At 65.7% G+C, this 21,903-nt stretch carries 21 protein-coding genes; 4 read left to right on the top strand and 17 right to left on the bottom strand.

Features of this window, described 5'->3' with window-relative positions; all coding sequences use genetic code 11:
• Window positions 1-19: 19 nt before the first annotated feature.
• The 11 genes from QQW98_RS10970 to QQW98_RS10920 all read right to left on the bottom strand — a co-directional run bounded on the left by QQW98_RS10970 (window position 20) and on the right by QQW98_RS10920 (window position 7,175).
• Window positions 20-157 carry a hypothetical protein gene (locus tag QQW98_RS10970; protein ID WP_290134978.1) on the bottom strand — a complete coding sequence of 46 codons (138 nt, stop codon included), beginning with the start codon at window positions 155-157 and terminating at the stop codon, window positions 20-22.
• Window positions 157-330 carry a hypothetical protein gene (locus QQW98_RS10965; RefSeq protein ID WP_290134977.1) on the bottom strand — a complete coding sequence of 58 codons (174 nt, stop codon included), beginning with the start codon at window positions 328-330 and terminating at the stop codon, window positions 157-159. Before QQW98_RS10965 ends, QQW98_RS10970 begins: the two co-directional genes overlap by 1 nt.
• A complete protein-coding gene (nuoE, locus tag QQW98_RS10960) occupies window positions 327-995 on the bottom strand; it encodes an NADH-quinone oxidoreductase subunit NuoE (protein ID WP_290134976.1) in 669 nt (222 codons plus the stop codon). The genes QQW98_RS10965 and nuoE overlap by 4 nt, the downstream gene beginning before the upstream one ends.
• On the bottom strand, window positions 995-1,435 hold the full coding sequence (locus QQW98_RS10955; RefSeq protein ID WP_290134975.1) for a hypothetical protein: 441 nt from the start codon (window positions 1,433-1,435) through the stop codon (window positions 995-997). The genes nuoE and QQW98_RS10955 overlap by 1 nt, the downstream gene beginning before the upstream one ends.
• Complete coding sequence (locus QQW98_RS10950; RefSeq protein ID WP_290134974.1) at window positions 1,432-2,649, bottom strand: NADH-quinone oxidoreductase subunit D; 1,218 nt, start codon at window positions 2,647-2,649, stop codon at window positions 1,432-1,434. Before QQW98_RS10950 ends, QQW98_RS10955 begins: the two co-directional genes overlap by 4 nt.
• On the bottom strand, window positions 2,646-3,257 hold the full coding sequence (locus QQW98_RS10945; RefSeq protein WP_290134973.1) for a hypothetical protein: 612 nt from the start codon (window positions 3,255-3,257) through the stop codon (window positions 2,646-2,648). The genes QQW98_RS10950 and QQW98_RS10945 overlap by 4 nt, the downstream gene beginning before the upstream one ends.
• A complete protein-coding gene (locus QQW98_RS10940) occupies window positions 3,257-4,126 on the bottom strand; it encodes an NADH-quinone oxidoreductase subunit C (protein ID WP_290134972.1) in 870 nt (289 codons plus the stop codon). Before QQW98_RS10940 ends, QQW98_RS10945 begins: the two co-directional genes overlap by 1 nt.
• A complete protein-coding gene (locus QQW98_RS10935; RefSeq protein WP_290134971.1) occupies window positions 4,123-4,662 on the bottom strand; it encodes a hypothetical protein in 540 nt (179 codons plus the stop codon). The genes QQW98_RS10940 and QQW98_RS10935 overlap by 4 nt, the downstream gene beginning before the upstream one ends.
• Window positions 4,659-5,207, bottom strand: coding sequence for a NuoB/complex I 20 kDa subunit family protein (locus QQW98_RS10930; protein ID WP_290134970.1), 549 nt, complete (start codon window positions 5,205-5,207; stop codon window positions 4,659-4,661). The genes QQW98_RS10935 and QQW98_RS10930 overlap by 4 nt, the downstream gene beginning before the upstream one ends.
• Before the next feature lie 4 nt (window positions 5,208-5,211).
• Window positions 5,212-5,586, bottom strand: a complete 375-nt coding sequence (gene ndhC / locus QQW98_RS10925) for an NADH-quinone oxidoreductase subunit A (protein ID WP_290134969.1) — start codon at window positions 5,584-5,586, stop codon at window positions 5,212-5,214.
• A 158-nt stretch (window positions 5,587-5,744) separates the two neighbouring features.
• The gene (locus tag QQW98_RS10920; RefSeq protein ID WP_290134968.1) at window positions 5,745-7,175 is read right to left on the bottom strand and encodes a coniferyl aldehyde dehydrogenase; all 1,431 of its coding nucleotides are present in this window, start codon (window positions 7,173-7,175) and stop codon (window positions 5,745-5,747) included.
• A gap of 113 nt (window positions 7,176-7,288) precedes the next feature.
• Here QQW98_RS10920 and QQW98_RS10915 point away from each other — a divergent pair, with 113 nt between their 5' ends.
• Window positions 7,289-8,479: a thiolase family protein gene (locus QQW98_RS10915; RefSeq protein ID WP_290134967.1), complete on the top strand. Its 1,191-nt coding sequence runs from the start codon at window positions 7,289-7,291 to the stop codon at window positions 8,477-8,479.
• 89 nt (window positions 8,480-8,568) lie between these two features.
• Here the strand turns inward: QQW98_RS10915 and QQW98_RS10910 are convergent, their stop codons facing one another.
• Window positions 8,569-9,033: an SH3 domain-containing protein gene (locus QQW98_RS10910; protein ID WP_290134966.1), complete on the bottom strand. Its 465-nt coding sequence runs from the start codon at window positions 9,031-9,033 to the stop codon at window positions 8,569-8,571.
• Between the two features lie 142 nt (window positions 9,034-9,175).
• Here QQW98_RS10910 and QQW98_RS10905 point away from each other — a divergent pair, with 142 nt between their 5' ends.
• Window positions 9,176-10,192: a 2-hydroxyacid dehydrogenase gene (locus QQW98_RS10905; RefSeq protein ID WP_290134965.1), complete on the top strand. Its 1,017-nt coding sequence runs from the start codon at window positions 9,176-9,178 to the stop codon at window positions 10,190-10,192.
• A 137-nt stretch (window positions 10,193-10,329) separates the two neighbouring features.
• Window positions 10,330-11,568 carry an ammonium transporter gene (locus tag QQW98_RS10900; RefSeq protein ID WP_290134964.1) on the top strand — a complete coding sequence of 413 codons (1,239 nt, stop codon included), beginning with the start codon at window positions 10,330-10,332 and terminating at the stop codon, window positions 11,566-11,568.
• 23 nt (window positions 11,569-11,591) lie between these two features.
• On the opposite strand, the gene QQW98_RS10895 is transcribed toward QQW98_RS10900, so the two are convergent.
• The 5 genes from QQW98_RS10895 to QQW98_RS10875 all read right to left on the bottom strand — a co-directional run bounded on the left by QQW98_RS10895 (window position 11,592) and on the right by QQW98_RS10875 (window position 18,530).
• Window positions 11,592-12,998 (bottom strand): NAD(P)H-dependent flavin oxidoreductase, encoded by a 1,407-nt coding sequence (locus tag QQW98_RS10895; protein WP_290134963.1) that lies wholly within the window; start codon window positions 12,996-12,998, stop codon window positions 11,592-11,594.
• Between the two features lie 31 nt (window positions 12,999-13,029).
• Complete coding sequence (locus tag QQW98_RS10890) at window positions 13,030-13,785, bottom strand: class I SAM-dependent methyltransferase (protein ID WP_290134962.1); 756 nt, start codon at window positions 13,783-13,785, stop codon at window positions 13,030-13,032.
• Window positions 13,786-13,844: 59 nt separating this feature from the next.
• Window positions 13,845-14,972: a peptide chain release factor 2 gene (gene prfB / locus QQW98_RS10885; RefSeq protein ID WP_290134961.1), complete on the bottom strand. Its 1,128-nt coding sequence runs from the start codon at window positions 14,970-14,972 to the stop codon at window positions 13,845-13,847.
• Window positions 14,973-15,065: 93 nt separating this feature from the next.
• Window positions 15,066-17,591 (bottom strand): penicillin-binding protein 1A, encoded by a 2,526-nt coding sequence (locus QQW98_RS10880; protein ID WP_290134960.1) that lies wholly within the window; start codon window positions 17,589-17,591, stop codon window positions 15,066-15,068.
• 66 nt (window positions 17,592-17,657) lie between these two features.
• The gene (locus QQW98_RS10875) at window positions 17,658-18,530 is read right to left on the bottom strand and encodes an N-acetylmuramoyl-L-alanine amidase family protein (RefSeq protein ID WP_290134959.1); all 873 of its coding nucleotides are present in this window, start codon (window positions 18,528-18,530) and stop codon (window positions 17,658-17,660) included.
• A gap of 520 nt (window positions 18,531-19,050) precedes the next feature.
• Between QQW98_RS10875 and QQW98_RS10870 the strand changes: the two genes are divergently transcribed.
• On the top strand, window positions 19,051-21,885 hold the full coding sequence (locus tag QQW98_RS10870) for an Rne/Rng family ribonuclease (RefSeq protein WP_290137058.1): 2,835 nt from the start codon (window positions 19,051-19,053) through the stop codon (window positions 21,883-21,885).
• Window positions 21,886-21,903: the final 18 nt, after the last annotated feature.

The following is a 21,903-nucleotide window of genomic DNA, read 5'->3' as shown; positions in this document are numbered from 1 at the left end:
AGAATGTAATGTATGCGGATCACGACCCGCCCCCGAATACGATGAGCGCGGCGACGATCAGTATCCCGACCAGCGCCACGGTCTTGATCATGCCTTTCAGCACCTTCCAGGCGATGAAGACGAGCACGAGTGCGACGATGATGGTGGTGATTTCCATCAGCCCAACGGCTCCTTGCCCTTTTGCGCGTTCTTGCCGACCGCGCCGGCGAGCATCGACACGGCGAGGAACGCGAAGGCCGCGCCCAGCAGCGTCTTGCCGGTGACGAACATCGCCACCGCCAGCCCTCCGAAGCCGAGCGCGGAAATCAGCCAGGTGGCGACAGGCCTCACCACTCGCCCCGGTAATCATGGTTGGCGTCCACCATTTCCTTGAGCGTGGTCGGCCCGCCGCTCGGTTCGCTGGTGTGGCGGCCGGGCTCCTGCGTACCTTCCTTCGGCTGCTCGCCCGCGGCCAGCGCATCGAGCACGGCGTCGAGCCGCTCCGGCGTCAGGTCCTCGTAATTGCCGTCGTTGATCTGGACCATCGGCGCGGTCGCGCAATTGCCCATGCATTCGACCTCGGTGAGGGTCCACAAACCGTCTTCCGAAACCTCGCCCTTCTTCATTCCGCGCGCCTTGCACGCCGCCATGATCGCGTCGCTCCCGCGCAGCATGCACGGCGTGGTGCCGCACACCTGGACATGGAATTTGCCCACGGGCTTGAGGTTGTACATGAAATAGAAGGTGGCCACTTCCAGCACGCGGATGACCGGCATGTCGAGGTAGCCCGCGACATATTCGATCACCGGCAGCGGCAGCCAGCCCTGCGTATCGGTTTCCTTGCCGACCTGCCGCTGAGCAAGATCCAGCAACGGCATCACCGCGGATTTCTGGCGCCCTTCGGGATAACGCGCGATGGCGCGATCCGCCTTCGCCTTGTGCTCCTCGTCGAAAGCCCAGTCGGCATACTGCGCGCGCAGTTCCGGCGTATCGGGATGCGGGGTACGGTCAGCCATCAGTTCGCCTCAACGTCAGAGTCATCCGCCGTCACTCCCAGCGGCGTGGCGTATTGTAACTCGATCTGGAAAATTTTCTCTTCGCGCACAGCAAATCCAAGCGGCATACGCATCTGTTGTGCGCCGTCGTCACATACCATGATTGCCCAAAGATATTTCGCGGTATCATTGCTTTCCAGAGGCTGGCTTCCCAGAAGCGCTCCTAGATAGCACGGGCTAAGCAGCTCGCTTATTTCCTCTGAAGTCGTTTCCCCACTCAGTCCCATCCAGGACATGGAAAAATCGGTCGTCACGTATTCTGAATAGTCCTGACCGGAGGTAGCGGCATCGAGAAATTCTATGACTACATGCGCCGCCTCGGATTCAACCGGTGCGGGGCTATCGATTCCTTTTTGCTGAACTGAGACCGCGAGGATCAACGAACCTAGTAGCGCTATCACCGGTCGCACTCCCCGAACACCACGTCGATTGCGCCGAGGATGGCGGTTGCATCGGGCAGCATGTGGCCCTTGCACATGAAGTCCATCGCCTGGAGGTGGCTGAAGGCGGTCGGGCGGATCTTGCAGCGATAGGGTTTGTTGGTCCCGTCGCTGACGAGGTAGACGCCGAATTCGCCCTTGGGGCTTTCGGTCGCCACGTAGACTTCGCCCGCGGGCACGTGGAAGCCTTCGGTGTACAGCTTGAAGTGGTGGATCAGCGCTTCCATCGACTGCTTCATCTCGGCGCGCTTGGGCGGCACCACTTTGCGGTCGTCGCTGGCGACAGGGCCATCCGGCATCTGCGCGATGCACTGCTTGATGATCTTCGCGCTTTCGTAGACTTCCTTCACGCGGACCACGAAGCGGTCGTAGCAATCGGAATTCGTGCCCACCGGAATGTCGAATTCCATGCGGTCGTAGACGTCATAGGGCTGCGACTTGCGCAGGTCCCATGGCACGCCGGCGGCGCGGATCATCGGGCCGGAGAAGCCCCAGGCGATCGCATCGTCCTTGCTCACCACGGCGATATCGACGTTGCGCTGCTTGAAGATGCGGTTGTCGAGCACCAGGCTCATCGCGTCGCCGAACAATTCGGGCAGGCGGTTGTCGAGCCAGTCGCCGATGTCGGTCAGCAGCTTGAGCGGCACGTCCTGGTGAACGCCGCCGGGGCGGAAATACGCGCTGTGCATGCGCGCGCCGCTCGCCCGCTCGAAGAAGTTCATGCAGTCTTCGCGCAGCTCAAACACCCACAGGTTCGGCGTCATCGCACCCACGTCCATCACGTGGCTGCCGATGTTGAGCATGTGGTTGCAGATGCGCGTCAGCTCCGCGAACAGCACGCGCAGGTACTGCCCGCGCTCCGGCACCTCGACGTTGAGCAGCTTCTCGATGGCGAGGACGTAGCTGTATTCCTGCGCCAGCGGGCTGCAGTAATCCAGCCGGTCGAAATAGGGCAGCGCCTGCAGGTAGGTTTTCTGCTCGATCAGCTTCTCGGTGCCGCGGTGGAGCAGGCCGACGTGGGGATCGACCCGCTCGATCACTTCGCCGTCCAGCTCCATCACCATGCGCAGCACGCCGTGCGCGGCGGGATGCTGCGGGCCGAAGTTGATCGTGTAGTTCGTGATCTCCTCGCCTTCGGTCGTCGGCGAGTGGTCGAGTTGAATTGCGCTACTCATGTTCCGCATGTCCATTTGCCGGGGCCATAGGTGCGCAGCGGACCGTCCGTCCCCTCGCGCACCGTCATCGTGGCGCTCCACTGGAAAGTACCGTCGTCGCCTTCCACCGGGTCGCCGGCTTCGCGGACGACTTCCGCGATATAGGTGCCGTCGCCCATGGTCGGGCCGCTTTCGATGTAGGACGGGCCGCCCGCCATCGCGCCCACGACGGAGCGGCGCTGGCCGCCCAGTTGCAGCACGCCGCGACCGGCGCTGTCCATCGTGTCGGGCGCGCCCGCGATCAGCATGACCTGGTCATCGATCGAGAACGCGCAGCCACCTTGCGTCGGGCCGATATCGACCGGCTGGGAGGCGTAATCGATCACCTGCAGCTTGGGCGCGGCGTCATTATCCGCGCGGCCTACGGGCGCGGCACGGGCGCCGGCAGCCGCCGCGCGGGGAAGCCAAGCCTCGCTGCCGGTAAAGCGCTTGCCCGGCCCCGCCGCAGGGCCGCCGACGCGGCTGGCGAACTCTTCGGTCGAGCTTGCCGCATTGGTCCGCGAGGATTCGTCGCACGCCGCAAGGACTAGCAGGGCGATTGCCGGAAGAAAGATATGCCTTGCGGCCATCAGTCCGCGTCCTTCGGCTCGGTCGCGGCCTTGGTGTCTGCCGTCTTGCCGTCGCGCTTCGCCCGGCCGGGTTCGTCCTCGGTCGGCTTCGGCGCGTCGGTTTCGACGCTGCTGTCCTCTTCCGCCGGGGCAGCGGCGCTGACGCGTTCGGCGGCCTTTGCGTCCGTCTTCGCGCCGGCGCCGGTCTGCTCGGGGCTTTCGGTGGTCTTCGGATCGCTGACCGGCGGTTCACCCGGCGCGCCGCCGTCTGCCGGCATCGCCTTTTCATCGCCCGGCAGCACGTAATCGGCACCTTCCCACGGGCTGAGGAAATCGAAGGTGCGCATTTCCTGCGCCAGCTCGACCGGCTGGTAGACGACCCGCTTCTCCTCTTCCGAATAGCGGAGCTCGGTATAGCCGGTCATCGGGAAGTCCTTGCGGAACGGATGGCCTTCGAAGCCATAGTCCGTCAGGATGCGGCGCAGGTCCTGGTTGCCTTCGAAGATCACGCCGTAAAGGTCGAAGACCTCGCGCTCCAGCCAGCCGGCGTTGGGCCACAGATGCGTGACCGTGGGCACGGTGCTTGCCTCGTCGGTGGAGACCTTGACCATGATCCGGCTGTTCTTCGTGAGGCTGAGGAGCATGTAGACGACCTCGAACCGCTCGTCGCGATCGGGGTAGTCGGCCCCGGCGATTTCCATCAGCTGCTGGTAGCCATGCTGATCGCGCAGCATCTCCAGCGCGGCGGCGATGCTCTCGCGCCTGACGGTCAGCACCAGCTCGCCGTGTGCTTCCAGCGTATCGAGCAGGTGATCGCCCAGCGCCTCGCCCAGCGTGGCGGTAAGCCCGTCGATCCGGGTGAAACGGGGTGCGGAATGAAGAACGGTCATTGCGGCGTCAACTTGAAGGAGGAAAGGTAGCGGTCGGCCAGCTTGCGCAGTTCGGCAGCCTCGGCATCGGCCTCGGTCGCGGTGTCGGACAGGGCGATGAGGATCATGATTTCCCCGTTGCCGAGGTCGAGCATCACGGAGCGCTGGAACGGTTCGGGCGCTGCCGCCGCCCCGTAGAAACCGGCGTAAGGGCCGTATTCGACCGCGAGGAAATCGATCGTGTTCTCATCCGAGGCAGCCTCTGCAGCCAGCTCGTCGAACGTGTAGGCCGCGCGCTCCTCCGCCGAGGCATCGTCGAGCGCCATGACAGCCAGCGGAACCAGGGCTGCGCCGTAAAGGAGCGTGTCGGTTTCGCACATCGCGAGGATGCTCTCCTCGCTCTCCATCCGCTGAAACGTGTCCGTATCGCACGGCAGGTCGAAACTCCCGACGCCGCCGGGCGACCAGTGATTGTGCCACGCATCCTGCGCCGCCGCGGGCGATATGAGGCCGCCGCCCGCCAGCGCCAGCAGGATGGCGGCGAAAGCGGGCTTCATCGCTCGACCGTCCCGATGCGGCGGATCTTCCGCTGCAGCTGCATCACGCCGTACAACAGCGCTTCGGCAGTCGGCGGGCATCCGGGGACGTAGATGTCGACCGGCACGATGCGGTCGCAGCCGCGCACCACGGAATAGCTGTAGTGGTAATAGCCGCCGCCGTTCGCGCAGCTACCCATGCTGATCACGTATTTCGGCTCCGACATCTGGTCGTAGACCTTGCGCAGCGCCGGGGCCATCTTGTTGCACAGGGTGCCGGCAACGATCATCACGTCGCTCTGGCGCGGGGATGCGCGCGGGGCGACGCCGAAGCGCTCCATGTCGTAACGCGGCATGTTGACGTGGATCATCTCCACCGCGCAGCAGGCGAGACCGAAGGTCATCCACCACAGGCTGCCGGTGCGCGCCCAATGGAACAGTTCCTCCGTGCTGGTGACGAGGAAACCCTTGTCGTTCACCTCGGTCTGAAGGGCGTTGAAATAGTCCGCGTCGGGCTGGCGGACGTCGCCGGGCTTTGCGGCGGGAATGGTGCTCTGGTCGTTCATCGTGTCAGTCCCACTCCAGCGCGCCGAGTTTCCAGGCATAGGCGAGGCCGATGGCGAGTTCGCCGAGGAAGATCATCATAGTGGTCCACCCGGCCCAGCCGGTCATGTCGAGGCTGACCGCCCAGGGAAACAGGAACGCCGCTTCGAGGTCGAAGATGATAAAGAGGATGGCCACGAGGTAGAAGCGCACGTCGAACCGGCTGCGCGAATCCTCGAACGCCGGGAAGCCGCACTCGTATTCGCTGACCTTTTCGGCTGTCGGCTGGTGCGTGCCGGTGAGGCGCGAGACGCCCATCGGCAGGAACACGAACAGCGACGACAGCGCCACGGCGATGCCGAGAAAGATCAGGATGGGCAGGTATTCGAGCAGGTCGATCACGGCGCTCTCTCGTTGAAGCGGCGGTTGCCCGCCACGGCCTTGCGGCGGGCAAAGCGCCCGCACACGGATTACCCCGGCGCACTAGTCCCGTGGGCAGCCAATCGCAAGGGCCGCGAGGGGCCTTTTTCGGTGCATTTCGCGTGAAGCCCGCCCTGCCCCTATTTCAGCATCGACTTGATCGTCTTGGCCGCCTTGTCGCCATAGGGGGGCTTGAGACCGGCCATGCCGGCAATGTCGATCTTCGGCTGGGTGTAGACGGCGCGGGCATGGCTGAAGGTCCGGAAGCCTTCCGGCCCGTGATAGGACCCGATGCCGGACGGGCCGACCCCGCCGAACGGCAAGTCGTCTGCAGAGACGTGGAAGATGACGTCATTGACCGTCACCCCGCCCGATATCGTGCGGCCGAGAACCTGCTCCTGTTCCTCCCCGTTATCGCCGAAATAATAGAGGCCGAGCGGGCGGTCGTGGTCGTTGATGTAGTCGATCGCCTCGTCCACCGCCTTGTAGGTCTTGACGGGAAGCACGGGGCCGAAAATCTCGTCCTGCATCACCTCCATGTCGTCGGTCGGGTTGCGGATGATGGTGAGCGGCATCTTGCGGGCGTTGGTGTTTGAGAAATCCTCGTCGCCCGGATTGATCTCGATCACGTCGGCGCCCTTGTCGCGGGCATCCTTCACCAGTGTCTGCAGCCGGTCGAAATGCTTGTCGGTGACGACGCTGGTGTAGTCGTCGTTTTCCAGGAGCTTGGGATACATCGCGTGCACCCCGTCGCTGACTGCGCCGATAGCCTCGACTTCCTTGTCCTCCGGCACGTACATGTAATCGGGCGCTAGGCAGATCTGCCCCGCGTTCATCATCTTGCCCATCGCGATCCGTTCGCCCGCGCGCTTGAAGTCCGCTTCGCGGCCCAGCACCACCGGGCTCTTGCCGCCCAGCTCCAGCGTCACAGGGACGAGGTTTTCCGCCGCTGCCTGCATGACCTTGCGGCCGGTCGCGGTGGAGCCGGTGAACAGCAGGTGGTCGAACGGCAGGCTGCTGAATGCCTGCGCCACTTCCGGCGGCCCGGTAACGACCACGCATTCTTCCGGCGTGAAGGCCTCTTCCACCAGCTCCTTCATCAACTGGCTGGTCTTCTCGGTAAACTCGCTCGGCTTGATCATCGCGCGGTTGCCGGCGGCGAAGGCCTGCAGCAGCGGGCTGAAGGCCAGGCCGACGGGGAAGTTCCACGGCGCGATGATGCCGATGACGCCCAGCGGTTCGTACCGGACCTCCGCCTTGGCGCCCAGCAGGTTCAGCGGGAACTGCACCTTGCGCTTGTCGGGCTTCGCCCAGCTGTCGAGGTTCTTGAGGCAATATTTCGCCAGGCTGATCGTCGGGGCGATGTCGGTCAGCATCGACTGCTCCCAGCTGCGGTTACCGAAATCCGCGCTCATCGCCTTGGAAAACGCGTCACCGTGATCCTTCATCAGGCCGATCATGCGCTTGATCCGGTCGCGCCGGACATTCAGCGATTCCGGCCGCTTCGCCATGAAGTCGTTCCGCTGGCGGTCCAGCATCGTCATCAGTTCGTCGCGGTCGGGGTGTGCCATTACGGTCTCTCCTGGAAATTCGTTTTCTTGGGTTTGCGGTTTGATATCGCCGCGCCGCAGCATTAGGTCGGGGGCAATTTCTCACCTTCCCAGACGAAAGGCAATCAGACGCCATGCCCCAGTTCAACGAACAAGACCCGATTGTTATCCTGAGCTATGCCCGCACCCCCATGGGCGGGATGCAGGGCGCTCTGGCGGACGTGAGCGCGACCGAACTGGGCGCGACCGCGGTGAAGGCGGCGGTGGAGCGCGCGGGCGTGAGCGGCGAGGATATCGACCGTATCTACATGGGCTGCGTGCTGCCCGCCGGCCTCGGCCAGGCCCCGGCGCGCCAGGCGGCGCTGAAGGCAGGCCTGCCGAACTCGGTCGAGGCGACCACCGTCAACAAGGTCTGCGGCAGCGGCATGCAGACCGTGATCATGGGCAGCGAGGCGCTTGCCGCGGGCACGGTCGACACGGTGATCGCAGGCGGGATGGAGAGCATGACCAACGCGCCCTACCTCCTCAAGAAGCACCGCAGCGGCGCGCGGATCGGGCACGACACGGCCTACGACCACATGTTCCTGGACGGGCTGGAAGATGCCTACGAGGAAGGCCGCGCCATGGGCACTTTCGCGCAGGAAACCGCCAACGAATACCAGATGACGCGCGAGGACATGGACGAATATTCCATCGAAAGCCTGCGCCGCGCCAATGCCGCCATCGAAAGCGGCGCCTTTGCGGGCGAAGTGGTGCCGGTGACGGTCAAGACGCGGCAGGGCGACGTGACGGTCGAGCATGACGAGCAGCCCGGCAAGGGTCGCCCGGACAAGATCCCGACGCTGCGCCCCGCCTTCGCCAAGGACGGCACGATTACCGCCGCGACCTCCAGCTCCATTTCCGACGGCGCGGCCGCCATCGTGCTGACCCGGCAGAGTAAGGCCGGCGATCGCAAGCCGGTGGCGAAGATCGTGGCGACCGCCGCCCATGCGCACGAGCCGGCCAAGTTCACCACCGCGCCCATCGGCGCGATCGAGAAGGTGCTCGAAAAAGCCGGCTGGTCGAAGGACGAGGTCGACCTGTGGGAAGTGAACGAGGCTTTCGCCTGCGTCGCCATGTTCGCCATGCGCGACATCGGCATCCCGCACGACAGGATCAACGTCAACGGCGGCGGGACCGCGCTCGGTCACCCGATCGGCGCAAGCGGCACGCGGATCATCGTGACGCTGCTCAATGCGCTGAAGGAACAGGGCAAGAGCAAGGGTATCGCCACGCTGTGCATCGGCGGCGGCGAGGCCACGGCCGTCGCAGTGGAAATGCTCTGACTTGCCGTGAGCCCCCGCGAAGGCGGGGGTCTCGGTCGGCGAAGCGCTAGTTCGACTGGGGTCCCCGCCTACGCAGGGACTCGCATCTCTCAGGGTTCGCCGTCGCCCCAGATGCGGTCGGCTTCGATCCACGCGGCGCGTCCTTCGACGTCGAATTCGCACCAGCCCGCTTCGCACTCGCCCAGCTTGCCGACAACGCCCGGCTCCGCGTTCCAGCTGAGCGAGGCGCCGGCATCGGGCTCCGCACGCATCGGCGCCACGCCTTCGCCGGTGACGATGGCAGTGCGCGTGCGGGTCAGCATCCGGCCCAGGAACCAGCCGCGCGTGCCGTCCATGTCCTCGACATAGCGCCAGCCTTCGCGCTTGCGCAGCACCTTCACCGGCAGGCCCTTGCGCGTGTAGACCCAGTCGATCGGATAGGTCGTGCTCGGACCCTTGCGCATGTTGATTTCGTCCACGTTGATGGCGGCCCAATAGGGCACGTCGTCATCCTGCGCAGCTGCCGGGACGGCAAGAGCGAAAGCGGCGAGGAAACAGGCGAAAGCGGTGCGCATGGCGGTGCATTATCGCTTTCCCTTCAGCGACTTCAAGGGGCAGTGGCATCGGCTGCACAGGCACGTCGTCGCTCTATGCGCTGCCCGCTCCCCTTGACCCCATCCTCTTGACCCGGGCCAAGCGCCCCGCCAATCGGAAACCATGCCGCATTCCGATCCCGCACCGCCCACCCGCCGCGTCGAGGGCAAGCCCCGCGTCCACGTCACCCGCGCCCTGCCCGGCGTCCAACCGCGCATGGCCGAACTCTACGACGCTAGGTTCAACGACGAGGACCGCGCCCTTACCCGCGACGAACTGGCCGAGGCGATGCGCAGCTGCGACGCGCTCGTCCCCACGGTCACCGATCGCATCGACGCCGAACTGATCGAGCAGGCCGGCGATCGGCTGGGACTGATCGCGAATTTCGGTGCGGGCACCGACCACATCGACCTAGATGCGGCGCGAAGGCGCAAGATCATCGTGACCAACACGCCCGGCGTCTTCACCGAGGATACTGCCGACATCACGCTCGCCCTGATCCTTGCCGCGCCGCGCCGCCTGTCGGAAGGGGCGACGATGATGCGCGCCGGCAAGTGGAACGGGTGGACCCCTTCCGCGCTGCTAGGCCGCAGCCTGCGCGGCAAGACGCTCGGCATCGTCGGTATGGGCCGCATCGGCCAGGCGGTCGCCCACCGCGCCCGCGCGTTCGGCCTCGATATCCTCTACCATAACCGCCACCGCCTGCCCGAAGCGGTCGAGAACATGCTGGTCGTGCGTTACGCTGCCGACGTGTCGGAACTTCTGGCGCAGAGCGACATCGTCACGCTCCACTGCCCCGCCACGCCGCAGACCCGAAGGTTGATCGACGCCGATGCCATCGCGGGCATGAAAGACGGCGCCTACCTGGTGAACACCGCGCGCGGCGAGCTCGTCGACGAGGACGCGTTGCTGGCGGCCCTGCAATCCGGCAAGCTGGGCGGCGCCGGGCTCGATGTCTATCGCGGGGAGCCGGACGTCGATCCCGCGCTGGTCGCGCTGCCCAACGTCACGCCCCTGCCCCATCTTGGCAGCGCCACATGGGAAGGCCGCGTCGCTGCGGGCGAAAAGGTCATCGCCAATATCCGCTTCTGGGCCGACGGCCACCGCCCGCCAGACCAGGTGCTCACCGGCCTCGTCTGAAGCCACTCCGGCAAGGTGAACGGCACTTTCACCCTTTCGCAATCGGTTCGTGCCATAGCGGCCGCCTGATTGTTCGAGGGGATTCGATGCGTCCTGCCGTGATTCTCGCCGCCATTTCGGCTGCATGGATGGCTGCCATGGCATCGCCTGCACACGCGGCGGCGGTCGTCGTGGAACAGGCGCTGCCGGGCGACACTGCGTGGTTGCTGACCGCGACGGCGCTGGTCTTCCTCGCCCTGCCCGGCCTCGCGTTCTATTACGGCGGCCCGGCGCGCTACAAGCACTCGATCTCCGTCCCACTGCAAGTCGGCGTGATCGCCGCGGTGGTCTCTTTGCTGTGGATCATGGTCGGCTATACGCTCGCCTTTGCGGAGACGACCGGCGGCTGGATCGGCGGCGGCTCGCGCTGGATGCTGCTGCAGATCGAGGCCGTGCGGTTCGGCACCACCGTGCCCGAAAGCGCCTTCGCCCTGTTCCACACGATGCTCGCCGTACTCGCCACTGCGCTGATGGTCGGCGCATGGGCGGAGCGCGGGCGGTTCGGGTGGGTCGTCATCTTTGCCGGGCTTTGGAGCCTCGTCGTCTATGCGCCGGTCGCCCACTGGCTATGGGGCGGCGGCTGGCTGGCCCTGCGCATCGGCACGGTCGATTTTGCCGGCGGCCTGGTGATCCACACCACCGCCGGCGTTTCGGCGCTGGTCGCCGCACTGCTGATGGGCCGCCGCAACGGCTTTCCAGACACGGCGGACGAGCCGCAAACCGATTACCTGCGCCTGCTCGGCATCCCGCTGCTGTGGCTCGGCCTTTTCGGTGTGACGGGCGGCGGCCTGCTGCTCGGTGCCTCGGACGAGACCGCCGCCGCGCTCATCAACCTGCAAGCCTCTGCCGCCACAGCCGTCCTCGTGTGGCACGCGGTCGACCGCCTGCGTGCAGGGCATGTCAGCGCCAACGGCTTTGCCAGCGGAGCGCTCGTCGGCCTCGTCGCCATCGCGCCTGCCGCGGGCTTCGTCTCTACCGGTGCCGCCATCGTCATCGGCGCGGTTGCCGCCCTCGCCTGCCGCTATGCCGCGCACTTCATCCGCAATTCGCTGCGTATCGACGACACGCTGAGCGTGTTTGCGATCAACGGCGTCGGCGGCATCACCGGCACCCTTCTTGCCGGCCTGTTCATGGCTGTAGAATGGGGCGGAACCGGCCTGCCGCCCGGGCAGAGCGTCGCGGGGCAACTGGCCGCACAGGCCATCGGCCTCGCCGCGGTGACCGTGTGGAGCGTCTTTGCAACCGGCATACTCGCCACCGCCGTGTCGCTCTTCTTCCCCATGCGGGTGAGCGAGAGCGACGAAGCGGACGGGCTCGACGCCGCGCACCAGACCTGACGGAGGGGGCCTGACGGAGGGGGTTAGTCCCCCGTCAGGATACGGTCGACAAGCTGCTTCACCGTGGGGGTGAAGTTGTTCGAATAGAACGGGTCCTGCTTGAATCGGTAGGCTGCGTGGCCAGCGAACGCCAGGTTGTCGTCCGGGTCGCCGCCATGGGCGATATCCTGCAACGTCTTCTGGATGCAGAAACTGCGCGGATCGGCCAGGCGGCCGGTGGTGTGGTTGTCGTGGTCCTTCCAGCTCGAAAACTGGCAGTGCGACAGGCAGCCCATGCATTCCTGCTGGTCGGTGCGGATACGCTCGGCGCTTTCCGGGGTCACGAAGACGACCGTATCGTCGGGCGTCTTCATCGCTTCGGTGAAACCTTCGGCCATCCAGCTTTGCGCCTTGCGCTGGTCGCCGGGGTGGACGAAGAAATACTTCGCCTTGCCGTGGTCCATCAGCGGGATGGTCCCGTCTTCCTCGTCACGCTTGAAGATCGGGATCTGCCGCTCGCTGCGATGCATGAGGTCGTAGAGGAAAGGCGTCTTCACCGCGCTGGAATAGAAGCCGGTGGGGCTGAACTTGTGCAGCAGCACGTCGCCCGGCTCGACCGTTCGCAGCATATCTTTCCACACCTGCGGGATCGGGCTTTCCTCGGTCAGCAGCGGCCGGGTTCCGAACTGGAAGGCGATCTTGCCCAGCTCCGGATTGTCGATCCACTCCTCCCATTCGCGCAGGAACCACACGCCGCCGGCCATGACGATGGCGGTGTCCTCGGAAACGCCTTCGGCGCGCATGGTTTCGCGCAGGGCTTTCACGCGGGGATAGGGGGCTTCTGGCTTGGTCGGGTCTTCCGCGTTCGACAGGCCGTTATGCCCGCCCGCAAGCCACGGGTCCTCGTACACAACCGCCGCCAGCAGGTCCGGCACCTTGGAATAGCTGCGCTTCCACAGGGCGCGAAAAGCGCGGGCGGAAGACACGATGGGCAGGTAATGCACGTTGAAGCGCTGGGCGATCTCGGCCAGCTTGTAAGGCATGCCGGCACCGCAGGTGACACCGGTGATCTTGTCGGCGCAATTGCCCAGCACGCCTTCGAGGACCTGCTGCGCGCCGCCCTGTTCCCACAGCACGTTGATGTTGATCGCGCCCTTGCCGTCCGCAATTTCGTAAGCGCGGTTCACCTGCTCGGTCGCCCCGTCGATGGCATAGCGGACCAGCTGTTCGAACCGTTCCTTGCGGGTCGCCTGGGGGTAGATTTGCGGGATCGGATTGCCGTCCTCGTCATAGCTGTCGGCATTGACGGCGCTGACCGTGCCGATGCCGCCCGCCGCCGCCCAGGCACCGCTCGACATGTGGTTGGTGGCGGACACGCCTTTGCCGCCCTCGATCAGCGGCCAGACCTCGTGTCCGCCGTAAGTAATCGGCTGCAGCCCCTTGAAACTCATTGTATTTCCTCTCGTGCGGGGGATGCGGCGCCTATTGCACCTGCTCGCCCGTGTCCCTCACCGGTACTTCGCAAGGCTCAATGGCCCCGGGCTCCGGCCTGTTCCCCGTTTTCTCGAATTGCGCGTAATAGCCGGCCAGTTCCGGCTTGCGGACGAATTCGACGAGGCGGAAGCCCACCGCATCGAATTCGCAGAATAGCTGTTTCGGGTAAATGCCGTGCTGGTCGCTCGGCCGGTCGGTCTCCACCACGATGACCTGCCCGCCTTCGCGCACGGCGGGATAGAGCCGCCACAAAAGCGCATAAGGTTCCGAAACCTCGTGGTATACGTGGACCAGGAACACCCGGTCGAAACTATCCGCCGGAAGGCGCGGATCGTCCGCCGCGCCCAGCTTGATGGAGACATTGTCCAGCCGCTCGCGCTCTACCCGCCGGGCCAGCCGGCCGAGCGCGCCGGCATCGATATCCTGCGCCAGGACGCGGCCGTTTTCACCGACCCGCTCTGCGAGACGCACGGTGTAATAGCCTTCGCCCGCACCGATATCGGCCACGGTCATGCCGGGTTCGATCCGGGCCAGGTCCATCACGATCTGCGCCTCGCGCCGGTTGTCGCGCGCGACTTCGGTCGAAAACTGGTTGGCGCCAAGGTCGGACACCGGGCGGATCGGCAGCGGGAATTCGAGCGCGCTTTCCGGACGCTCGCCCTCGCCCGCAGGCTTGCAAGCGGCCAAAAGCGCCAGCGCGGCGCAGCATGCCGTAACGGCGCAAACGCGTGAAGAAATGCCCATCGCCTGGTTCGTTAGACGGTTTCGCCGGTCAGGCAAAGCGCCCGCCGGCTGCCCCTGCGCTAGTCCACATCCTCGATATCGACGGTCTCGCCCGTCACCCGCTGGGCGAGTGCGGCGGAGATGAATTCGTCGATCGCGCCGTCGAGCACGGCATCGGGATTGGTACTGGTGGTGCCGGTGCGAAGGTCCTTCACCATCTGGTACGGCTGGAGGACGTAGGAGCGGATCTGGTGGCCCCAGCCGATTTCCGTCTTCGCTTCGTATTCGCTCCCCGCCGCGGCCTCGCGTTCGGCCATCTCGCGCTCGTACAGCCGCGCCTTCAGCATGTTCATCGCGGTGGCGCGGTTCTTGTGCTGGCTGCGGTCGTTCTGGCTGGCGACGACGATGCCGGTCGGTTGGTGGGTGATGCGCACCGCGGAATCGGTCGTGTTGACGTGCTGCCCGCCCGCGCCCGAGGCGCGGTAAGTGTCAATCTTGAGGTCGCTTTCGTTGATCTCGATCTCGAAATCGTCGTCGATCACGGGATAGACCCAGACGCTGGAAAAGCTGGTGTGACGCCGGGCGGAGCTGTCGTAGGGGCTGATCCGCACAAGCCGGTGGACGCCGCTTTCGGTCTTGCCGTAGCCATAGGCGTTCTCGCCCTTCACCAGCAGGGTGGCGGACTTGATACCTGCCGTTTCGCCTGCCTGGTATTCCACCGTCTCGACCTTGAAGCCGCGCCGTTCGGCCCAGCGGGCGTACATGCGCAGCAGCATTTCCGCCCAGTCCTGGCTTTCGGTGCCGCCGGCCCCGGCGTGAATTTCGATATAAGTGTCGTTGGCGTCGGCTTCGCCCGACAGGAGCGCCTGCACCTTGTCCGCATCGGCGCGGGTCGCGAGCGCGGCAAGGCTCGCCAATCCGTCGGCGACCACCTCGTCATCGCCTTCGTCCTCGCCCATCTCGACGAATTCGATGGCGTCGGACATCTCGCTTTCGATCTCGCGCACGGTTTTGACCGCGCTTTCGAGGCGCTTCTGTTCCTGCGTGATCGCCTGCGCCTGTTTGGGATCATCCCACAGCGTCGGGTCCTGCACACGTGCGTCGAGCTCGTCGAGGCGACGCAGCGCATGCTCCCAGTCCAGCGACTGGCGTACCAGCGCCAGCGCGGCTTCGATCCGTTCGATATGGGCCTGCCCTTCGGCACGCATGGGATGTCTCCGATCAAGAAAGGCTGCGCGCTAGGCGATACCGGCGGCAGCGTCAAAGGGTGCGGCGCGAGATGCCGACGTCGGGAGCGGTGGCTAGTAGATGCCGCCCTGCGATTCGACGAAGTCCATCAGCTCCTCTTCCTGCCTGCGTTCCTGCCGGATGCGCTGGCGCGGCGTGGTGTTGGCGGACCGCAATTCGGCAATCAGCGTCTGGCGCAGCGCGTCGAGCTCGTCCGAGCGGGCCTGGCGACGCGGTTCGGTGTCGGGCTTGAACGCTTCCCAGATGACCGCAGCCTGCGCATCCTCGCTCGGCGTGCCTTCGAATACGCGGCGGCCGGTGCGGCGGTCGATCTTGACCATCCGGATGCCCTTGGGCGCCACGAACGGCCGCCCGCTCCAGCGGTCACGGCTTTCCTGCACGAACTGCTTGAAGATGGGCGCGGCCAAGCTGCCGCCCTGGGCATAGCCGCCCATGTTGCGCGGCTGGTCGAAGCCGAGATAGACGCCCGCGACCACATCGGGCGAGCCGCCGACGAACCATACGTTGGTGGGGCCGGTGGTCGTGCCCGTCTTGCCGAACAGCGGGATGCCGAGATCGCGCAGGGTGGTGGCGGTGCCGCGCTGGACCACGCCGGTCAGCATGTGCTGCGTCTGGAAGGCCGTGCGCGCGTCCATCACCTGCCGCCCGCCCAATTCCAGTCGCGGCATCGGCTTGCCATCCCATTGCGCCATGTTGCAGTTGTCGCAGCGGCGCTTGTCCGCGCGCCAGATGACCTTGCCGGACCGGTCCTGCACGTAGTCGATCGTGGTCGGCGCGAACTGCCGCCCGTGGTTGGCTAGCGCGGCATAGGCGTTGACCATTTTCACAACGGTCGTGTCCCCTGCGCCGAGCGCGAAGGAGAGATAGGGCTCGTAACTGCCGATGCCGACCCGCTCGAAGGTCTTGTTGACGTTCTCCATCCCCGCATCGTTGGCGATGTGGATGGTCATCAGGTTGCGCGACTGTTCCAGCCCCCAGCGCATCGGCTTTTCGCCCGCGCCGCTCGCGCCCCCGAAATTGCGGAAGCATTTCTGGCCGAGCTCCGCGCCCTGGTAGACGCAGAAAGTGCCGTCCATCACCGCGCTGGCAGGCGTCATGCCCTGGTCGAGGCCGGTCGAATAAACGAACGGTTTGATGGTGGAGCCCGGCTGGCGCTGCGCCTGCGTGGCCCGGTTGAAGCTGCCCAGCCGGCTGTCGAAACCGCCCTGCATGGCAAGGACACGGCCCGACGATGGCTGAATCGCCGCGAAGCCGCCCGACACTTCAGGTACCGTTTCGGTCCGCCAGCCGCTGCCGCTGGGCGAGGCGGCGATGACATCGCCGGCTTTCAGCGCATTGGGCAGGTTGGAAAGCGGCGCGGTGTCGCCATTGGAGAAACCGATCGTGGCGTTGCTGCCGTTACGCTCGGTCACCACGCCGACGCGCCAGTCCTTGTAATTGATGCCGAGGTTGGAGCTCGCCAGTTGCCCGGTCAAGTTGCCCGCGGCGACATCGACCGTCGCGATCGGCCCGCGCCAGCCCTTGCCGCTGTGATAGCGCATCATGCCCGCGCGCAGGGAATCCCGCGCCGCCGTCTGCAATTCGGTGTCGAGCGAGGTGCGCACCCACAGTCCGCCGCCATAGACGCTGTTCGGGCCTGACTCGCTGGTTTCGCCGAATTGCTCGATCAGCTGGCGGCGTACCTCTTCCATGAAATAACCCGCGTCCGCAGTGGCGTATTGCGATTTCGCGCTACGCACCAGGCCGAGCGGCTTGCGCTTGGCTTCCGCCGCAGCTTCCGGCGTGGCGTATTCGTTGTCGACCATCGCATCGAGCACGAAATTGCGCCGGGCGATTGCCTGCTTCTCGTTCGCCGCGCGGCCATAGCGTTCGGGCGCTTTGGGCAGGATCGCGAGGAACGCCATTTCATGGAGGTCGAGCTCCGCCACGTCCTTGTCGAAATAGGCCCGTGCGGCGGCCTGTACGCCGAAGCTGCGGCGGCCAAGCGGGATTTCGTTGAGATAAAGCGTCAGGATTTCCGGCTTCGTCAGGACGCTTTCGATCCGCCGGGCGAGGATCATTTCCTTCAGCTTGCGGGTGACCGAATATTCGTCGCCCAGCAGGATGTTCTTCGCGACCTGCTGGGTGATGGTCGATCCGCCCACCGCGCGCGTGCCGCTGCCCATTTTCGTCGCATAATCGAGCGCGGCGTTGATCGTACCGGTCAGGTCGACGCCGCCATGGGTCCAGAAGGTCTCGTCCTCGACGGCGAGGAAGCTGTTAATCAGCGGGCGCGGGAAATCGACGAATTCCAGCTGCACGCGCCGTTCGCGGGCATAGGTGCCGACGATTTCGCCATCGACCCCGCGCACCATGGTGGGCAGCGACGTCTCGTATTCGGCAAGGCTTTCCGCATCCGGCAGGTCGTGCGCGAGCCAGATCCAGAACGCACCGAGCAATAGCAACCCCGCCCCCACGAGGATGCCGAGCCTGCGGACCCATTTGTTGCCGCGCCAAAGCTCGCGCATGCGGGCCCACAGGGAGCCCGCGTCACGGCGAATGCGATAGGTGAAACTCTCGGTCGTCTGCGTATCGGCCATCGTGCGCGGGGCCTTAGCACGCGGTTTATGAACCGCGCCACAGCGAAATCGCTCGCGCCCTTGGGTTCAGCTGCCTTCGACCTGTTCGGTGGCGAGGTAGATGCGCAGCGCCCGGGCGATGGCATCGCTGGTGGCGCGGCGGTTGGCCGCGCTTGCCAGTCGCTCGGCATCGGCGGCATTGGTGATGTACCCGCTTTCGAACAGGATGGACGGCATCTCGAGCGACTTGAGGACGGCGAGGTCCGCCGCGCGCAGCGGCGCGGGATGGAAGCGGATGCGCCCCTCCCCTTCGCGCAGGACAAGGCGGGCAAGGCGCAGGCTGTCGCCCTTCACCCGCCGCTGCGACAAGTCGACGAGGATGGAATCGACCGCGTCGCCGCGGGTGCCCAGCTGCACGCCGTTGAGGGTGGCGGCCGCATTCTCCCGCTCGGCGAAGCGTGCGGCGACCGCATCGCTCGCCTCGTCGTCCAGCGTATAGATCGTTGCCCCGGTGGCATCGACATTGGCGGCGGAATCCGCGTGGATCGACACGAACACGTCGGCGCCCAGTTTCTGCGCCACCGCCACGCGTTCCTGCAGGACAACGAAGCTGTCGTCCGACCGGGTCAGCGCCACGCGTACGCCGCCATCCTCCAGCAAGCGGTCGCGCAGGGCGAGCGCGAGGCCGAGGACGATGTCCTTTTCGACATAGCCCGACGCGCTGGCACCGCCGTCCGGGCCGCCGTGTCCCGCATCGATCACCACCAGCGGGCGCGAATTGTCTTCCGGGCCAAGGATTTCGGGCAGGTCGCGCAGCTCGCCCGCACCCGGCAGCTGCAGCTTCACGACGTAGCCCCGTCCCAGCGAGGGTACGGGGATCGACAGGCCCAAAGCATACAACGCCGCCAGCAGGGCCACCGGGGCAAGGAACAAGAGGCCGATCTGGAGCCGGTCGGACATGGGTGCATGCCTATTCGTCCGGACGCCGCGCCGACAAGCGAAAAGGGCGGCAAGTGTGTGGGAAAACTGCCGTTCCGCGCAATATGGTTGCTTGGAATCCGGCGCGGTGCTAGCGCTGCGGCAACCCGGGCGTTCCGCCCCGAGACATCCGTTGTCCTTCGCGCCGAGCGCCGCCCACCGGGCAGGCGCGGCTGCCAAAGCAACCGGTTTCCGGGGCCCCGATCCGGGGACCGACCGGACGTGCGGCATTCGTTCGCATTATCCCGGCAGACACAGGTTGATGCCTCGATGCCAATTCCGCTTCCGCTTTCCATGCAGGTGCCCCGCTCGCGGGCCGCGGCATGGGTTGGCGCGGCGGAGCATGCCCATGGCGGGCCGCTTGGCGCGGGTGCAGACACGTTTTTCATGACAACGCAATTCCAGCCGGCGGCGCTTCGCCACCGGCGGACACCTACCCACCAGATAATGCGCGAACGGGCGGCCTGGGTCGCACCGCGCCTGCGCGCACGGAGAATATACAATGGCAACGCGCATGCTAATCGATGCGCGCCACCCGGAAGAAACCCGGGTGGCGGTTCAGCAAGGTAACCGGATTGAGGAATTCGATTTCGAATCTGCCGAACACAAGCAGATCAAGGGCAATATCTACCTTGCCAAGGTAACCAGGGTCGAACCCAGCCTGCAGGCGGCATTCGTCGATTTCGGCGGCAACCGGCACGGTTTCCTCGCCTTCAGCGAAATCCACCCCGATTACTACCAGATCCCCAAGGACGATCGCGATCGCCTGCTGGCCGAAGAGGCCGAGGCCGCAGCCGAGGAAGCAGCCCTGCGCGATAGCGACGACGACATCGTCGACGAGCCGGAAGACGACGAGAGCGGCGAAGCCCTCGCCGACGATCTTGCCGGGGAAGAGCTCGAAGAAATCGACACGTCGGAAAAGGACGACGTCGCCACGATCGAGGAAGGCCATGTCGATGGTGCTTCCGACGACGACGACGATGGCGACGATGAAGACGACAGCGAAGACAGCGACGAGAGCGACGACAAGTCGCGCGGTCGCGGCCGCCGCGGTCGCGGGCGCCGTCAGGGCAAGGGCTCCGGCAAGCAGGGCGGCAAGGCCAAGAAGGCCGACGAAGTTCGCGCCAAGCGCCTGAACCTGCGCCGCCGCTACAAGATCCAGGACGTCATCCAGCGCCGGCAGGTGCTGCTGGTCCAGGTCGTGAAGGAAGAGCGCGGCAACAAGGGCGCGGCGCTCACCACCTACCTCAGCCTCGCCGGGCGCTACACCGTGCTGATGCCGAACAGCAGCCACGGCGGCGGCATCAGCCGCAAGATCAGCTCCGCCAGCGACCGCAAGCGGTTGAAGCAGATCGTCGGCGATCTCAGCCTGCCGAAGTCGATGGGCCTGATCGTGCGCACCGCCGGCCTCAGCCGCACCAAGACCGAGATCAAGCGCGACTTCGACTATCTGGCCCGCCTGTGGGACGAGATCCGCGAACGCACCATGGCATCCAGCGCGCCGGCGCAGATCCATTCGGACAGCGACCTCATCAAGCGCGCGATCCGCGACATCTACAATCGCGAGATCGAGGAAGTGCTGGTCGAAGGTGACGAGGGCTACAAGTCCGCCAAGGCCTTCATGAAGCTGCTGATGCCGAGCCATGCCCGGCGCGTGAAGCAGTATGCGGATCCCGTGCCGTTGTTCCAGCGCTATGGCGCGGAAGACCAGCTGAAAGCGATGTACGATCCCGTAGTGCAGCTGAAGTCGGGCGGCTATCTCGTCATCAACCCGACCGAGGCGCTGGTGTCGATCGACATCAACTCCGGCCGCTCCACCAAGGAACACGGGATCGAGGCAACCGCGACGGCGACCAACCTCGAAGCGGCCAAGGAAATCGCCCGCCAGCTGCGCCTGCGCGACATGGCCGGGCTGGTCGTGATCGACTTCATCGACATGGAGTACAACTCCAACGTCCGTAAGGTCGAACGCTGCATGAAGGACGCGCTGAAGAACGACCGCGCCCGGATCCAGGTGGGCCGCATCTCCAGCTTCGGCCTGATGGAAATGAGCCGCCAGCGCCTGCGCACCGGCGTTCTGGAGGCGACGACCCGCGAATGTCCGCATTGCGACGGCACCGGCCTCGTCCGCACCGCATCCAGCGCCGGCCTTTCCGCGTTGCGCCTGATCGAGGACGAAGCGGCCAAGGGCAAGGGCACCACGATCAAGCTGGCTGCCAGCACCGAAGCGGCGGTCTACCTGCTCAACGAGAAGCGCGCCGACCTGGTCGAGATCGAACAGCGTTATGGCGTCAGCGTGGAAGTCGTGCCGGAAGGCGAGGACGAAGGCGCGAAGATGAGCGTGTCCAGCCACGGTCCCAAGCCCGCCAACCGCCCCACGTTCGAAGCCATCATCGACGATGACGACGAGGACGAAGTCGCCGAAGACAGTTACGAGGACGACAGCGACGAGCGCCAGGGCAACCGCAAGCGCCGTCGCCGTGGCGGTCGCGGCCGCAACAAGAAGCGCGGCTCCGACGGCGACGATCGCAACGATGCCGACGAAGACAGCGATAACGCCCGTTCCGACGAAGGCGATAAAGATGGCGACAGCGACGACGATAACGGCGAAGGCAAGCCCAGGAAGCGGCGTCGCCGTGGCGGCCGTGGCCGGCGCGGTCGCGGTGGTCGCGGCGCGGGCGAGAACCGCGGCGACGACACCGAGGTGACGGCACAGGACGCCGCCAATCTCGATGCCGTGTCGGAGCAGATGGTCGCGGACATCCCGGTCGCTTCCGGCCCGGACGACATGCCGGTCGATCCGGAAGAGGCTGCCGAAAAGGACGAGAAGCCGAAGAAGCGCCGCAGCCGCGCGAAGAAGGCCGACACACACGGCGATGCCCCCGCAACGGACGAAAACGCGGAAGACGTGCCGAAGCCCAAGCGCAAGTCGCGGGCCAGGAAGGCCGATACGGACGAAGCTGCCAAGGCTGCCGATGCCGCTCCGAAGCCCAAGCGCGCCTCGCGTGCAAAGAAGGCCGAAGATGCCGAGGCTCCGGAAGCCGAAGCCGAGAAGCCGAAGCGCAAGCCGCGGGCGAAAAAGGCCGCCGCCACCGACGACACGCCGGAAGCGGACGCCAAGCCAAAGCGGTCGCGTGCGAAGAAGGCCGATGCGGTGGCCGGTGACAAGCCTGCCCTCGCCAAGGTCCTCTCGGGCGAGGATACGGTTCCTTCGGGCGATGCGGCCGGCAAGGCCGACGAAGCCAAGGCCGACGAAGCCAAGTTAAGCGATGCCAAGCCGGACAATGACGACGCGCCCCGCCGCGGCGGCTGGTGGCAGCGCACCTTCGGCAACTGAGCCGGGGGCAGATACATG

The sequence above is a fragment of the Alteriqipengyuania flavescens genome (genome assembly GCF_030406725.1).
In the GTDB taxonomy this organism is placed as follows: domain Bacteria; phylum Pseudomonadota; class Alphaproteobacteria; order Sphingomonadales; family Sphingomonadaceae; genus Alteriqipengyuania_B; species Alteriqipengyuania_B flavescens.
The sequence above is the reverse complement of the archived record's forward strand: the minus strand, read 5'-3'. Positions and strand labels throughout refer to the sequence as shown.